The organism is Bradyrhizobium sp. WSM471 (assembly GCF_000244915.1).
Lineage (GTDB): Bacteria > Pseudomonadota > Alphaproteobacteria > Rhizobiales > Xanthobacteraceae > Bradyrhizobium.
The window spans coordinates 330022-342817 of record NZ_CM001442.1 but is presented as its reverse complement, the minus strand read 5'-3'; the positions used below and the strand labels follow the sequence as shown (position 1 = coordinate 342817).

General features: G+C 63.2%; 14 protein-coding genes and 1 tRNA gene. 5 read left to right on the top strand and 10 right to left on the bottom strand.

What is annotated here, in order from left to right; genetic code table 11:
• Positions 1 to 62 precede the first annotated feature (62 nt).
• The gene (locus tag BRA471DRAFT_RS01630) at positions 63 to 1310 is read left to right on the top strand and encodes an NAD(P)/FAD-dependent oxidoreductase (protein ID WP_007604172.1); all 1248 of its coding nucleotides are present in this window, start codon (positions 63 to 65) and stop codon (positions 1308 to 1310) included.
• 276 nt (positions 1311 to 1586) lie between these two features.
• Positions 1587 to 2858: an IS110 family transposase gene (locus BRA471DRAFT_RS01625; RefSeq protein ID WP_007604171.1), complete on the top strand. Its 1272-nt coding sequence runs from the start codon at positions 1587 to 1589 to the stop codon at positions 2856 to 2858.
• Positions 2859 to 2898: 40 nt separating this feature from the next.
• Here the strand turns inward: BRA471DRAFT_RS01625 and BRA471DRAFT_RS01620 are convergent, their stop codons facing one another.
• Together BRA471DRAFT_RS01620 and BRA471DRAFT_RS01615 are read right to left on the bottom strand one after the other, a co-directional pair.
• Positions 2899 to 3306 (bottom strand): thiol-disulfide oxidoreductase DCC family protein, encoded by a 408-nt coding sequence (locus BRA471DRAFT_RS01620; RefSeq protein WP_007604170.1) that lies wholly within the window; start codon positions 3304 to 3306, stop codon positions 2899 to 2901.
• A gap of 42 nt (positions 3307 to 3348) precedes the next feature.
• Positions 3349 to 4239 (bottom strand): dienelactone hydrolase family protein, encoded by an 891-nt coding sequence (locus BRA471DRAFT_RS01615; RefSeq protein ID WP_007604169.1) that lies wholly within the window; start codon positions 4237 to 4239, stop codon positions 3349 to 3351.
• Positions 4240 to 4501: 262 nt separating this feature from the next.
• Between BRA471DRAFT_RS01615 and BRA471DRAFT_RS01610 the strand changes: the two genes are divergently transcribed.
• Together BRA471DRAFT_RS01610 and ppa are read left to right on the top strand one after the other, a co-directional pair.
• On the top strand, positions 4502 to 5011 hold the full coding sequence (locus tag BRA471DRAFT_RS01610; protein ID WP_007598725.1) for a GNAT family N-acetyltransferase: 510 nt from the start codon (positions 4502 to 4504) through the stop codon (positions 5009 to 5011).
• 175 nt (positions 5012 to 5186) lie between these two features.
• The gene (ppa, locus tag BRA471DRAFT_RS01605; RefSeq protein WP_007604168.1) at positions 5187 to 5723 is read left to right on the top strand and encodes an inorganic diphosphatase; all 537 of its coding nucleotides are present in this window, start codon (positions 5187 to 5189) and stop codon (positions 5721 to 5723) included.
• Positions 5724 to 5760: 37 nt separating this feature from the next.
• Here the strand turns inward: ppa and BRA471DRAFT_RS01600 are convergent, their stop codons facing one another.
• Genes BRA471DRAFT_RS01600 through BRA471DRAFT_RS37765 form a run of 3 tightly spaced genes read right to left on the bottom strand, consistent with a single transcriptional unit; the run spans position 5761 to position 7311 of the window.
• Positions 5761 to 6645, bottom strand: coding sequence for a bifunctional methylenetetrahydrofolate dehydrogenase/methenyltetrahydrofolate cyclohydrolase (locus BRA471DRAFT_RS01600; protein WP_007604163.1), 885 nt, complete (start codon positions 6643 to 6645; stop codon positions 5761 to 5763).
• 10 nt (positions 6646 to 6655) lie between these two features.
• The gene (locus tag BRA471DRAFT_RS01595) at positions 6656 to 7000 is read right to left on the bottom strand and encodes a DUF167 domain-containing protein (RefSeq protein ID WP_007604156.1); all 345 of its coding nucleotides are present in this window, start codon (positions 6998 to 7000) and stop codon (positions 6656 to 6658) included.
• Positions 7001 to 7020: 20 nt separating this feature from the next.
• A complete protein-coding gene (locus BRA471DRAFT_RS37765) occupies positions 7021 to 7311 on the bottom strand; it encodes a YggT family protein (protein WP_007598721.1) in 291 nt (96 codons plus the stop codon).
• A 204-nt stretch (positions 7312 to 7515) separates the two neighbouring features.
• Between BRA471DRAFT_RS37765 and BRA471DRAFT_RS01585 the strand changes: the two genes are divergently transcribed.
• Positions 7516 to 7591 (top strand) — tRNA-Ala (locus BRA471DRAFT_RS01585).
• A 120-nt stretch (positions 7592 to 7711) separates the two neighbouring features.
• On the opposite strand, the gene BRA471DRAFT_RS01580 is transcribed toward BRA471DRAFT_RS01585, so the two are convergent.
• The 5 genes from BRA471DRAFT_RS01580 to BRA471DRAFT_RS01560 all read right to left on the bottom strand — a co-directional run bounded on the left by BRA471DRAFT_RS01580 (position 7712) and on the right by BRA471DRAFT_RS01560 (position 12776).
• Positions 7712 to 8524, bottom strand: coding sequence for an enoyl-CoA hydratase (locus BRA471DRAFT_RS01580; protein ID WP_007604155.1), 813 nt, complete (start codon positions 8522 to 8524; stop codon positions 7712 to 7714).
• A 123-nt stretch (positions 8525 to 8647) separates the two neighbouring features.
• Positions 8648 to 9442, bottom strand: coding sequence for a glutamine amidotransferase (locus BRA471DRAFT_RS01575; RefSeq protein WP_007604154.1), 795 nt, complete (start codon positions 9440 to 9442; stop codon positions 8648 to 8650).
• Between the two features lie 127 nt (positions 9443 to 9569).
• Complete coding sequence (locus BRA471DRAFT_RS01570) at positions 9570 to 10349, bottom strand: SDR family oxidoreductase (RefSeq protein ID WP_007604153.1); 780 nt, start codon at positions 10347 to 10349, stop codon at positions 9570 to 9572.
• 231 nt (positions 10350 to 10580) lie between these two features.
• Entirely contained in the window at positions 10581 to 11069 is a 489-nt protein-coding gene (locus BRA471DRAFT_RS01565; protein ID WP_007604151.1) for a TerB family tellurite resistance protein, read from the bottom strand.
• Positions 11070 to 11366: 297 nt separating this feature from the next.
• Positions 11367 to 12776 carry an adenylate/guanylate cyclase domain-containing protein gene (locus BRA471DRAFT_RS01560; RefSeq protein WP_007604150.1) on the bottom strand — a complete coding sequence of 470 codons (1410 nt, stop codon included), beginning with the start codon at positions 12774 to 12776 and terminating at the stop codon, positions 11367 to 11369.
• Positions 12777 to 12796 lie beyond the last annotated feature (20 nt).

Sequence of the window (12796 nt, the reverse complement as noted above, 5' to 3'; positions counted from 1 at the left end):
GGACACGAGAGCTGTGCTTGCGGCGGCTTCAGCGCGCTCGGCGAACGTGCTAGAGCCCGCTCATGAGCTCCCTGCCCTCCTCCGTCGACGTCGCGATCATCGGTGCGGGCGCCGCCGGCCTCGGCGCGGCGCATGCGTTGGCAGGCTCCGGCCTCTCCGCGATCGTGCTCGAGGCGCGGGACCGGCTCGGCGGCCGGGCCTGGACGGTGCAGGCCTCGCCCGACGTCACCTTCGACGTCGGCTGCGGCTGGCTGCATTCGGCGGACAACAACTCCTTCGTCGCGATTGCAAAGCAGCTCGGTTTCGAGGTCAACAAGGACCTCCCGCCCTGGCGCGAGCGCGCCTATGGCAACGCGTTTCCGAAAGCCGAGCGCGACGATTTCATGCACGCGATGGACGCCTTCTATCAGCGACTGTGGAAGGTCGCCCAGAAGGGCCAGGATGTACCCGCGAGCTTGAGCCTGGAGCCCGGCAATCGCTGGAATCCCATGATCGACGCGATCTCCACCTACATCAACGGCTGCGAGCTGAAGGACATGTCGACGCTGGACTGGGACGCCTACGAGGACAGCGACCTCAACTGGCGCGTCCGCCGCGGTTACGGCGCTCTGATCACGGCCTATGGCGCGCCCTGCCCGGTGGCGCTGAACTGCAACGTCACGCTGATCGATCATTCCGGCCAGCGCATCCGCATCGAGACATCGCAGGGCACGCTGGTCGCGGACAAGGTGATCGTCACCGTGCCGACCAATCTCATCGCCAATGAGGCGATCCGGTTCTCGCCATCTCTCCCCGCCAAGGTCGATGCCGCAGCCGGCCTGCCGCTCGGCGTCGACGACAAGGTGACGCTGGCGCTCGAGGATGCCGAAGCCTTCCCGAAGGAAGGAAATTTGCGCGGCGCCACCATGCGCACCGACATGGGCACCTATCATATCCGCCCGTTCGGCCAGCCCTGCATCGAAGGCTTTTTCGGCGGCAGCTTTGCGCGCGAACTGGAAGATGCCGGCGAAGGCGCTATTGCAGCGCAAAGCATCGACGAGATCGCAGGCCTGCTCGGCAACGATATCAGGCGAAAGCTGAAGCCGCTCTACGAGTCGCGCTGGGCGCACGACCCTTTCGCAAGAGGCTCCTATTCGCACGCGCTGCCGGGCCACGCCGGCGATCGCGCCGCGCTGGTCGCGCCGGTGGATGGGCGATTGTTCTTCGCGGGCGAAGCGACGTCGCCGAGCTTTTTCTCGACGGCGCATGGGGCGAGGGATTCAGGGGAACGCGCGGCGCAGGAAGCGCTGGGGGTTCTGGGCAAACCGTAACCACGCACTCCGTCATTGCGAGTTGGGACCAGTCTTGAGGGTCTGACGCGCGCTGGATGAAACTTTTCGCGGGTTGGCAAGAGCGGTAAACTGAGGTGCCGTCGGCAAAGAGGTCGATTGCTCACTGGTGCGTGAGAGCCCGGTTGCGAGTTGGACCCGGGTTGCCTGGATGACCCACACTGGCGCGGAGGGGCAGTATGGCCCTAGAGCACGCTTCCTAGCATTCTTTTTTGACAGGCGCCTATGCCGCCGGCGCGAACTGTTGAGGAGAGGAGCATGGATATTCTGTACGAGCGGGTGGCGGGCCTGGATGTGCATAAGGACACAGTTGTGGCCTGCCTGCGGATCATGGTCGAGGGGAAGGCGCAGCGAGAGTGCCGGACCTTTGCGGCCACGACTGAGCAGCTTGCAGAGCTGCGACGATGGCTGGAGGAAAGCCGGTGCACGCATGTGGCGATGGAGGCGACGGGCGTCTACTGGATGCCGGTGTTCCGGATTCTGGGCGAAGGCGCTTTTGAACTGATCGTCGCCAATGCGGCGCACATCAAGAATGTTCCGGGACGCAAGACCGACATGAACGATGCGATGTGGATCGCCGACCTGTTGGCCTGCGGGCTGATCAAGGGCAGCTTCATTCCGGAAGAGCGGGTGCAGGAGCTGCGTGCCCTGACGCGAACACGCAAGCAACTGGTGCGCGAACAGACGCGGCACGTTCAGCGGATCGACAAGACGCTGGCAGAAGCCAACATCAAGCTCGGCTCGGTCATCTCCGACATCATGGGCGCGAGCGGCCGGCGGATCATCCAGGCGATGATCAACGGCGAGCGGCAGCCGAACAAGCTGGCCGAGCTTGCCGGCAAGCAGATCAAGGCGTCGCCGAAGGAGCTTTACGATGCGTTGCACGGCCGCCTGACGGATCACCATCGCTTTCTACTCGCGCTTCATCTGCAGCAATGGGATGTTCTGGATGAGACGATTCGCCGGCTTGATGCCGAAATCGCCGAGCGGATCGAACGTATGGAAGCGGAGGCGGACGGTCGCAAGATCCCCTTTCGCCACCTGATCGGGTTGCTGACCACGGTCCCCGGCGTCAGCGCGGTCGCAGCGCCGGCAATTTTGTCCGAGATCGGCGCTGACATGAGCCGCTTCCGGACTGCTGGCCATCTCGTCGCCTGGACCGGCCTGTGCCCCGGGCAAAACGAGAGCGCCGGCAAGCGCAAATCCTCGCGCCTGCGCAAGGGGGCACCGTGGCTCAAGACCATGCTCGTCCAATGTGCTTGGGCCGCCAAGCGTAGCAAAAACAGCTATTACCGAACTCAGTTCTTCCGATTGCAGGCCAAGCGCGGGCCGCAAAAAGCCATCTGTGCTGTCGCCGCTTCGATCCTCACCGCTATCTACCACATCCTCAAAGACGGCACCGAGCACCGCGATCTCGGTGCCGCCTACTTCGATCGCCGGCCCATGGAGGTCCAAGCAAACCGCCTCGTCGCGCGCCTCAAGAAGCTCGGCTTCACTGTCCAACTCCAGCCCACGGCGGAGGCAGCCTGACGCCAAACACCTAACCGTTTCTTCCTAGCGCAGCGACGTGTTACTCGATCACCCGTGTCCGCAAATCCGCATCCGGCACGAAGCACGCATCGTACTTCCCGAAAATCCGATAGCGATTCCGCGCAATGAGGCTGTAGATCGGGTCTCGCAGCGGCTTGGGTACGGCGAACAGTGCGCTCACCCAAGCCCAGCCGGGGAGCTTTGACAGCACCGTCAGCGCCGCGTCCGACTTCATGAACACCTCGCCGCCGTGAATGACGGCATTGGTGTCGGGATCATCCGGATCGATGCCGAACGCGCGCGCGAGCCGGGCGCCATAGTCAGATTGAATCGGCGTGAAGCGAAACCGCTTCGCCGTGTCTCGTTTGGCGACGAATCGTACCCAACGCGAGCAGAAGATGCAGACCCCATCGAACAGGATCACGTCATCGTCAGGCCAATTTGGCATCAGCGATTGTCCAATATCGGGGCGTGACCAGGAAACACAGCGTCATGGCTTTTTGCCAGCCGCCGGCTTCAGCGCGCGATCGAGTTCGGCACTCGCGGCTTTGACGCCGGCCTCGCCCTCGATCATCCAGTGCCCCTCGCTCCCCAGGGCCGGCAGCGCACGGAACTCGACCTTGCCGCCGCTGCGCCGAAACGCGTCGACCAACGCAAGCGAAAATGACGGTGCAAAGTAGCTGTCATTGGCGGCGACGAGCCACGTGACCGGGATGCGCGCGGCCTTGCCGAATTCAGCCGCCGCCGCGAGCAGCGTGTGCGGCGCGCAGATCCGGTTCGGCTCGTCATTGGCATGGCCACCGCGCCCCGGCGCAATGGCGATGATGGCGGAGATCGCCTTCGGATCGGCATTCGCGAGCGCCAGCGCGCCCCAACCGCCGGCGGAATGGCCGATCACGATCGCGGCGTCGTTCCGGATAAAATCCTGCTTTCGCACATAGTCCAACGCGAGCGCGATTTGGTCGGCCGTTGCGCGGCCCGAGCGCACATAGTCCGCCTCGTCGCAGCCGCCCTGGTCCTCGACATAACGGCCGCCTGTTACGCCATGGCCGAGCCGTTCCGGCACCAGCACGGCGAAGCCGCGCGCGATGAGGAATGCCGTAAGTGCGCGGTATTCCGGCTGTGGTGTTTGCGCGCGCCGCAAGCCATTTTGCGTCGAAGCATGCGCGATCACCGCAAGCCGGAACGGGCCAGCACCCGGCGGGCGAAACAGCAGGGCATGTGCGGCGATGTCGGTATCCGGTGACGGCACGCGCCATTGCTGCCGGCGAAACGGATCGCCCTCCGCTCCGGACGAACCGAAAATGACCTGAGCGCGCACGGGCGGCGCGGTCAGCAAGGCCAAGAAAGCCAGGAGCACGAGAATGTTGAGGAGCCGCATGAATTGCCGGAGGCGAGAACAGCGACAGTTAGACTAGTAGGAACGAATCATTATCGGCAGACTTTCTGCGTTGCCATTGCCGTTCATTCGTTGCCGCAAAGCAGTTTTGCACCGACGCACAGCACTCCGGTGCCATTCGAATTGGCGTCTTGTCTTTTTTCGGTACAACACGGGTCAAATACTGATGCAGAAAGTCCACAGGTTAACCGATAATTAAGGATAGGTCTTGCCGCCGGCGCGGCGACTTGGTTTGATCACGTCCATGAGCACAACCCTGATCGAGGTCCGGCCGGCCAAAGCCGCAGATGCAACTGCGGTAGCGTCCACCCATGACGAAGCCTGGCGCTCCGCCTATCAGGGCATCATTCCCGGCGCCGAACTGGAAAAGCTGATCAACCGCCGCGGTCCGCAATGGTGGGACAGCGCGATCCGCAAGGGCAGCCGCGTCAGCGTCTTGGTGTTCGGCGACAAGATCGCGGGCTACGCCAATTACGGCCGCAACCGCGCCCGTAGCCTGCATTTCGACGGCGAGGTCTACGAGCTCTATCTGCGTCCTGAATTCCAAGGCCTGGGCTTTGGCCGCCGCCTGTTCACCGCGGCCCGCCGCGACCTGATGCAGAGCGGCCTGAAGAGCATGGTGGTGTGGGCGCTTTCGGACAACGATCCGGCCACCGAGTTCTACCGCGCGCTGGGCGGCCGCATGGTGGCGCGCTCCTCGGAGCGTTTCGGGCCGAAGTCGCTCGACAAGGTTGCCTTCGCTTGGACCAATTGAGCTGCTGAAGTCCGGCCGGCAGCGTTTTCCTTCCGTCGATACCGTTGCCTTGAGCCGGTGATCGCCGGATTCATTATTTCACAAAAACGCGATGGATCAGCGGGCCAAGCCCGCGTATGACAGCGCCAAAATCGCTGCCGGGTGCGATTTAACCTCGGCAACAACGGAGCCTTGAATGCGTATCGATGCGGTCTCGATCGGGAAAAACGTCCCCCACGACGTCAACGTCATCATCGAAGTTCCCGTAGGCGGCGAACCGATCAAATACGAGATGGACAAGGAAGCCGGCACGCTGGTGGTCGACCGCTTCCTCTACACGCCGATGCGTTACCCCGGAAACTACGGCTTCATTCCGCACACGCTGTCCGATGACGGCGATCCCTGCGACGTCCTTATCATCAACACCCGCGCCATCATTCCAGGCGCGGTCATGAGCGTGCGCCCGGTCGGCGTGCTGTTCATGGAAGACGAAGCCGGCGGCGACGAGAAGATTCTTGCGGTGCCGTCGTCGAAGCTCACCCAGCGCTACGACAAGGTGAAGTCGTATTCCGACCTGCCGGACATCACGCTCCAGCAGATCCAGCACTTCTTCGAACACTACAAGGATCTCGAACCAGGCAAGTGGGTGAAGATCCTGCGCTGGGGCGGACCCGAGGATGCGCACAAGCTGATCCTCGAAGGCATCGATCGCGAGAAGAAGAAGAAGGCCTGAGCTCTGCTCCCTCGCTCCGCTTGCGGGGCGAGGTGAACTACACCGCCGGCTTCGGCAGCCCCGCAATCGCGCAGGCCGCACGCAAGGTGTTCACGAGCAGGCACGCGACCGTCATCTGACCGACGCCGCCCGGCACAGGCGTGATGGCGCCAGCCACGGCGAGCGCTTCCTGATAGGCAACATCGCCGACGAGACGCGTCTTGCCGTCGTCCTTCGGGATCCGGTTGATGCCGACGTCGATCACGGTCGCCCCCGGCTTCAGCCAGTCGCCGCGCACCATCTCGGACTTTCCGACCGCGGCGTAGACGAGATCTGCGCGCTTCACGAGCCCGGGCAGGTCGCGCGAGCGCGAATGCGCGATGGTCACCGTTGCATTCTCGTTCAGCAATAGCTGCACCAGCGGGCGGCCGACGAGGTTGGAGCGGCCGATGACGATGGCGTTCATGCCTTCGAGCGAGGCATGCACGCTCTTGGTCAAAATGATGCAGCCGAGCGGCGTGCAGGGCGACAGCGCCTCGAAGCCGCCGGCGAGGCGGCCGGCATTGTTCGGATGCAGCCCGTCGACGTCCTTGGCGGGATCGATGGCATTGACGACGGCCTCGGTGTTGAGGCCCTTGGGCAGCGGCAATTGCACCAGAATACCGTGCACGGCGGGATCGCCGTTGAGTTTTGCGACCAGCGCCAGGAGATCTGCCTGCGAGACGTCGGCCGGCAGCTTGTGCTCGAACGAGGCCATACCGGCGGCCTGGGTCTGGGTGTGCTTCGAGCGAACATAGACCTCGCTCGCCGGGTCACTTCCGACCAGGACCACCGCAAGGCCCGGCACGAGATTGTGCTCGCGCTTGACGCGTGCGACCTCGTCGGCGACGCGGGCGCGCAGTTCCGCGGCGATGACTTTTCCGTCGATGATCTTGGCGGTCATGTCAGTTCCCTTAGTCTGTCGATTTGGCTGATGCGAGCTGGCGCAGGGCTTCGCCGAGCCGCGCCGGATCGCCGTCGACCGCGATCTGCTTCAGCCGCGAGGTCGCTCCCGACAGGAGTTTGACGCTGGCCTTGGGCACGCCAAGCGATTTCGCCAGCAGCACCAGAACGGCCCTGTTGGCCTCGCCGCCATCGGCGATGGCGCGCACACGCACCTTGAGCACGCTACGGCCATCGGAGAGCTGCTCGATCCCGTCGATGTCGTCGCGGCCGCCGCGCGGCGTTACCCGCAGCGCGATGCTGATGCCTGCGGCCCCGTAACGCCAAGGTTCCTTGATACCAAGGTTCTTTGGCAACCCAGGGCGCTCCAGCCTGCTTAGATCACGTTCGGGTAGATGTAATACAGGATCACCCGCTCGATGAACATGATGAGCAGGATCAGGATGATCGGCGAGATGTCGAGGCCGCCGAGGCTGGGCAGGAAATTGCGAATCGGCGCCAGGACCGGCTCCGTGATTCGGTACAGGAACTCCGCTACCGCCGAAACGAACTGATTGCGGGTGTTCACGACGTTGAAGGCGATCAGCCAGGACAGGATCGCGGACGCGATCAGCAGCCAGACGTAAAGGTCGAGCACGATGATGACGATGTCGAGAACGGCACGCATGGCTTTTGAAGACTCTGGCTTTTGAAAATTCTGGCTGCGGTCGGGATTGACGCCTGTTGCTAGATATCGGTTCCCCCCGGTCCAAACAAGGGAAGTCGGTGCCGGGATGGCTAAAACCGGGTTACACCCGTCCTTGACTTGACCTTGGCGGGGACTTAAATGGCGCCCGGTTGTCGGCCGCATTGACCAGAGCGGCCTACAAAAGGGGCCATAGCTCAGCTGGGAGAGCGCGTCGTTCGCAATGACGAGGTCGGCGGTTCGATCCCGCCTGGCTCCACCAGCCTTCGCTCGCTTCGCGAGCTACGGCTAGGCAAGCCCGGAAGGTCTCTCGCGGCGAAGTGAGCGAAGGCTGCCTCGCCATAGCCCGAAGGGCGACGGCGGGCTCCATCCGAAATCCACCCTACTTCCCCGTAAACCTCGGTGGCCGCTTCTCCATGAAGCTCGCGACTCCCTCCCGGAAATCGCTGCCGTTCAGCGCCACCATCATGTCCCGATTGGCCGCGATCGTCGCCTCGGCCAGCGTCTGGAACGGCACCTCGTAGAGCTGCCGCTTGATCACGGCCATCGCGCTGGGCGAGACGAAATCGGCGAGATCGCGCGCATAGGCATAGGTCTCCTCGCGCAGCTTCTCTGGTGAGCAGAGCCGGTTGACCAAGCCGATCCGCAGCGCCTCGTCACTCGAAACACGGCGCGCCGAGAGCAACAGATCCATCGCGTTGGCGTGGCCGACGATTCGCGGCAGCATCCAGCTGATGCCGTGCTCGGCGATCAGGCCGCGCCGCGCGAAGGCTGTCGTGAACACCGTGTTGTCGGCGGCAAAGCGCAGGTCGCAATAGAGCGCGTGGACGAGGCCGATGCCGGCGGTCGCGCCGTTGAGCATGGCGATGACAGGCTTTCCGATCGACGGGTAGAAGCCATAGCGCGTCTGCCAATCGGGCCGCCGGTTCATGTCGAACGGCGGCAGGTTCGACGCACGCCTGACATCATCGGGGTCGAGCCCCTTCAACGCGTCCATGTCGGCACCGGCGCAGAAGGCACGGCCTGCCCCGGTGATGACGATGACCCGGACATTGTCATCGGCGCTCGATGCTTCCATCGCATGGCGCACGTCCCGCTCCATGATGGGCGTCCACGCATTCATGCGGTCGGGACGGTTGAGCGTGATGGTCGCGACTTTGTCGCTGACCTCATAGAGAATGTGTTCGTAGGCCATGACGCTCTCCCTCTGTTTGCCGGCGCAATTTCGCGCGCGCTCGTTGGCACCGAGCTTAGCATATCAAGGGATGAGACAAGGGCTTGCGCCAGGAACCTGCGTTAAGGACCTGAGAAGGCGCGATCACTCGGCGGCTTGCGCCAGAACCGGCCGGCGCGCGAGCCAGCCGTCGATGAAATGATCGAGCCAGGCGCGTTCCGCGACATCGTAGACGGCACGGTCCGCGAAATGATGATGCCGCTGCCGGGCGCCGGGCGCGCTGAGCCCGTCATAGCCGCGCGTGGTCCAGCAATGCATCATCGCGTAGGTCACGTCAGGATGAAACTGCACGCCGAAAGCGTTGCCGGTGCGGAACGCCTGCACCGGAAAATCATCGCCTTCCGCAAGCAATTCAGTGCCGACCGGCAACTCGAAGCCTTCGCGATGCCAGTGATAGACCCGCGCCGGCCAATTCGGGCAGAGCCGGTGTCCCGCTTCTGTCGGGCGGATCGGGTAGTAGCCGATCTGGGTCAGTGCATCCGCATGCGGCGCAACGCGGGCCCCTAACTGCTTCGCCAGCATCTGCGCGCCGAGGCAGATGCCGAGGAACGGCCGCTGTTCGCGGAGCGGGATTTCGATCCAGTCGATCTCGCGACGGATGTAGTCGTCGGGATCGTTGGCGCTCATGGGACCGCCGAAGACCACAGCGCCGGCATGCTGGTCGAGGGTCTCAGGCAGCGGATCGCCGAAACGGGGACGTCGGACGTCGAGGCGATGGCCGAGCGCGCGCAGCGCATTGCCGACGCGGCCGGGCGTCGAGGATTCCTGATGCAGGATGATCAGAACCGGCAACCGGGTTTCGGAGGCGGCGACGTTCGGCGTCCTTCTGGGGAAGGGCACCACTTCTGCGCCACCAAACCTGTCCGTCCGGAACGACATGGTCTCTGCGAGTGCTATCGGTTCAGACCGCCAGCATAACTAAGCGATCGTTAATTTCGTGTGAGTTTGCGCACACACACGCCCGATAGAAAGCAAGCTCCGGGCCACTACGGACCGAGAGCTCTCTTTACTGTCTTTGCCTCTGAAACCGGCTGGTGGCCGACAGGATGAAGCCGCGCGGGAAAAACCGCAGTGCAAATGGCACAATCTTGATGCCCAGACCAGGGAGCACTGCCCGCTTGTTGGCCATCAGGCCGCGATAGGCCTGCCGTGCGACCTCGGCGGCGGGAACATTGAGAAGGGCCGTATCATGTCCGGACCCAACGCCGGCGCGCGCCTGGAATTCGGTGGGCACCGGGCCCGGGCAAAGGACGGTGACGCGAACGCCGTGCGGTGCAAGCTCCGCCCGAAGGGCCTCGGTGAAGGAAATCACATAGGCCTTGGACGCGTAGTAGACGGCCATGCCGGGGCCGGGCAGAAAGCCGGCGACCGATCCGACATTGAGAAGACCGCCCTTGTTCCTGATCAGCTGATCGGCGAAGCGCAGCGACAGATCCGTCAGAGCCCGGACATTGACATCCACGATGCCGAGCTGCTCGACCCGGTCGCGCTCGAGTGCGTCACCGAATACGCCGAAGCCGGCATTGTTGACGAGATGATCGAGCTCGACGCCTTCGGCAGCAAGTGCGGCGGCGATCTTCTCGCCGGCATCCGCGTCCTGGAGATCGCAGGCGATCACGATCGGCTTTTTGCCGCCCTTGGCGGCGAGCTCGTTCGCGAGCGCCTCGAGCCGGTCCACGCGTCGCGCCGTCAGCGCAAGACGGTGTCCGTTCGCGGCGAACACACGCGCCAGCTCCGTGCCGATGCCCGCCGAGGCACCGGTGATCAACGTTACCCGCTCAGTCACGATCGAAGTCTCTTGAATTGAAGTTTTTTGGCCCCGCAATGCTGGAACCAGAGCATAGGCCGAGCGCGACAGGCAAGCGGCGTCCGCCGCATAGCTACTTGAGCGGGAAACGGGGGAAGCAGGAAAACCAGGGATTTACAGGCGAAATCCGGAGCCCGGGCAGCCCCGAGGCTACATTAAAGTTTCGTCATGTGGTCTGCACAACCGCCAATCGGCTGTGTTGGCAGTGGGTCACCCACCGACCGCGCTGTCCTTGACCTGACCACCGGCACGATCTGCGACCGCGTGCTTCAGATCGATCCGGTCGCGTTGCGAAATCCCGAGCAGGTCGGAAGCGCGCCAGACCACATTATCCTCGAACTCGGTAACCTGGCCGTCGGCGTAGACGAGCTCCCACATCATCTGGACGACCCGCTTGCGGCCCTCTTCGTCGAGCGAGCGCATCATGATGCTGGTGAAGTGATAGAGGTCGACCGCCTCGCCCTCGACCTCGGTCGCATCCGCGATCAGGCGATCCGCAGTGCCGCGATCGAGCCCAAAATGGCTTTCGATCAGGCTGTGCAATTTGCGCTGCTCGGCAGCCGTCGGCTGGCCGTCCAGCGAGATCACGTGAACCAGCAGCGCGGTCGCCGCCAGGCGGTAATCACTGTCACCGAATGCACGGTCCTGGGCATGGGGAGCAACAATGTCGGCGATGAATTGGCGCAGGCCGTCGAGCATATGGTCCTACCGAAATCGATGAAGCCGCGGGGCGCGGCCGCTACCAGTATTATATGAGCAGGAAACTCAACCGGCGCAATGTGCGTCAGTTCCGCGCGCCGCATTACGTTTCGGCAATCTGGAGCGGTGGTTTCTGCAGGGCGGCCAAATCGTCTCTCCGACGTCGTCCTGGCGAATGCCAGGACCCATTAGCCCAGGGAGTCGTTTGGCGAAGACTGGTTGTGGTCCGGTACGCCGACCATCCGCAATCGATAGATTCCGCGGTATGGGTCCTGGCCTTCGCCGGGACGACGCCAATTACGGTATCTCGTACACCACCATCTTGTCGGCGATGCCGCGCAGTGCGGCCTGCTTCTGGATCGGCCTGATCTCGCGCTGCTTGAGGACTTCGGCGACGGCCGGCGCATCCAGCACCGGGCCGGTGATGTGGATCTCCTGCGCGGTCGAGAGGCTCTGCACGCGGGCGGCGATGTTGACGGTCTGGCCGAAATAATCCTGCCGGTCATTGAGCATCACTGCGAGGCACGGACCTTCGTGGATGCCGATCTTGAGAACAAGGTCGTCCGCACCACGCTGCTCGTTCAATTCATCCATCGCTGCGCGCATTCGCAGGCCGGCAACGATCGCATGCTCGGGTCTGACGAAAGTCGCCATCACCGCGTCGCCGATCGTCTTCACCACGGCTCCTTTCTCTGCGGCGATGATTTCCAGGAGTGCGCGGAAATGCGCTCGCACCAGATCGAAAGCGTTGAGATCGCCGACGCGCTCGTACAGCGCAGTCGAGCCCTTCAGATCGGTAAACAGGAAAGTCAGGGACGTGATCTTCAACCGCTGGTCGACATTGAGATTGTCTGCCTTGAAGACGTCGCGAAAAGTCTGGTTCGACAGCATCCGTTTGGCCGTGAGGATCGGCTTGCGCTTGCCGAGCATCTCATGCAACGCATCAGCCGCGATCCACACCGAGGGCAGTACGCGATTTCCGGATCGGTTCTCGAGTGTGAGGCGCAGCGGTCCAGGGCGCATCACGGTAGTCCCCGTGGGCGCTTCCAACTTGTTGAAGACCATCGAAAGTTGCTGACGCTGGCTCGTCGGCTCGCCCTGGACATCCAGGAAGTGGGCGGAATGAGTGACCGGCTCGAACACGATGATGAACTGGCTCGGCAAATTGAGCGAGAGGATCGCCGTTTCACCCGCCGGCAATTCCAGTGCTTCGAGTGTGACTTCGTCGATCAGTCGCGAGAAGGACTCGTCACTGACGTCGACGCCCGAACTCCAGAAAATCTGCCGGACATATTCCCAGATCGGCAGGGTGTCGGGATCGTGAGCGCCGATGCGGCGCACCCGCGGGCTGACGGTAAACGCCACCTCCACCATCTCATCGACGGAGGCTTCGTATCCGGCGGCACAAAGTGCGCAGTTGTAGTCGTCATGCTTCAGAGATTTCAGTGTTGCATGCGCGCCGAGGACTCCGCCGCAGCCGGGGCACAGCACGTTCCAACTCATGTCGAACAGGCCGAGCCGCGAGGCGTGCAGAAATCCGGAGATGATCTTCTCCTGATCAAGCCCGGTGCGATTTGCAAAGTCGAGGGCATTGATACGATGGAGATCGCGATCCTCACCATCGGCGATCAACCGCGCGATGACCTCGACAACGGCCGGATCGGCCGTCTGCCTGAGAACCGAAAGCTGCGCCTGGATATCGCTCATGTCGCTCATCTCGTGTGTCG

Excerpts from the sequence above, each read along its gene's own strand:
- BRA471DRAFT_RS01630 (WP_007604172.1), top strand. The coding sequence starts at position 63 with ATGAGCTCCCTGCCCTCCTCCGTCGACGTCGCGATCATCGGTGCGGGC.
- BRA471DRAFT_RS01625 (WP_007604171.1), top strand. The coding sequence starts at position 1,587 with ATGGATATTCTGTACGAGCGGGTGGCGGGCCTGGATGTGCATAAGGAC.
- BRA471DRAFT_RS01620 (WP_007604170.1), bottom strand. The coding sequence starts at position 3,306 with ATGCCAAATTGGCCTGACGATGACGTGATCCTGTTCGATGGGGTCTGC.
- BRA471DRAFT_RS01615 (WP_007604169.1), bottom strand. The coding sequence starts at position 4,239 with ATGCGGCTCCTCAACATTCTCGTGCTCCTGGCTTTCTTGGCCTTGCTG.
- BRA471DRAFT_RS01610 (WP_007598725.1), top strand. The coding sequence starts at position 4,502 with ATGAGCACAACCCTGATCGAGGTCCGGCCGGCCAAAGCCGCAGATGCA.
- ppa (WP_007604168.1), top strand. The coding sequence starts at position 5,187 with ATGCGTATCGATGCGGTCTCGATCGGGAAAAACGTCCCCCACGACGTC.
- BRA471DRAFT_RS01600 (WP_007604163.1), bottom strand. The coding sequence starts at position 6,645 with ATGACCGCCAAGATCATCGACGGAAAAGTCATCGCCGCGGAACTGCGC.
- BRA471DRAFT_RS37765 (WP_007598721.1), bottom strand. The coding sequence starts at position 7,311 with ATGCGTGCCGTTCTCGACATCGTCATCATCGTGCTCGACCTTTACGTC.
- BRA471DRAFT_RS01580 (WP_007604155.1), bottom strand. The coding sequence starts at position 8,524 with ATGGCCTACGAACACATTCTCTATGAGGTCAGCGACAAAGTCGCGACC.
- BRA471DRAFT_RS01575 (WP_007604154.1), bottom strand. The coding sequence starts at position 9,442 with ATGTCGTTCCGGACGGACAGGTTTGGTGGCGCAGAAGTGGTGCCCTTC.
- BRA471DRAFT_RS01565 (WP_007604151.1), bottom strand. The coding sequence starts at position 11,069 with ATGCTCGACGGCCTGCGCCAATTCATCGCCGACATTGTTGCTCCCCAT.
- BRA471DRAFT_RS01560 (WP_007604150.1), bottom strand. The coding sequence starts at position 12,776 with ATGAGCGATATCCAGGCGCAGCTTTCGGTTCTCAGGCAGACGGCCGAT.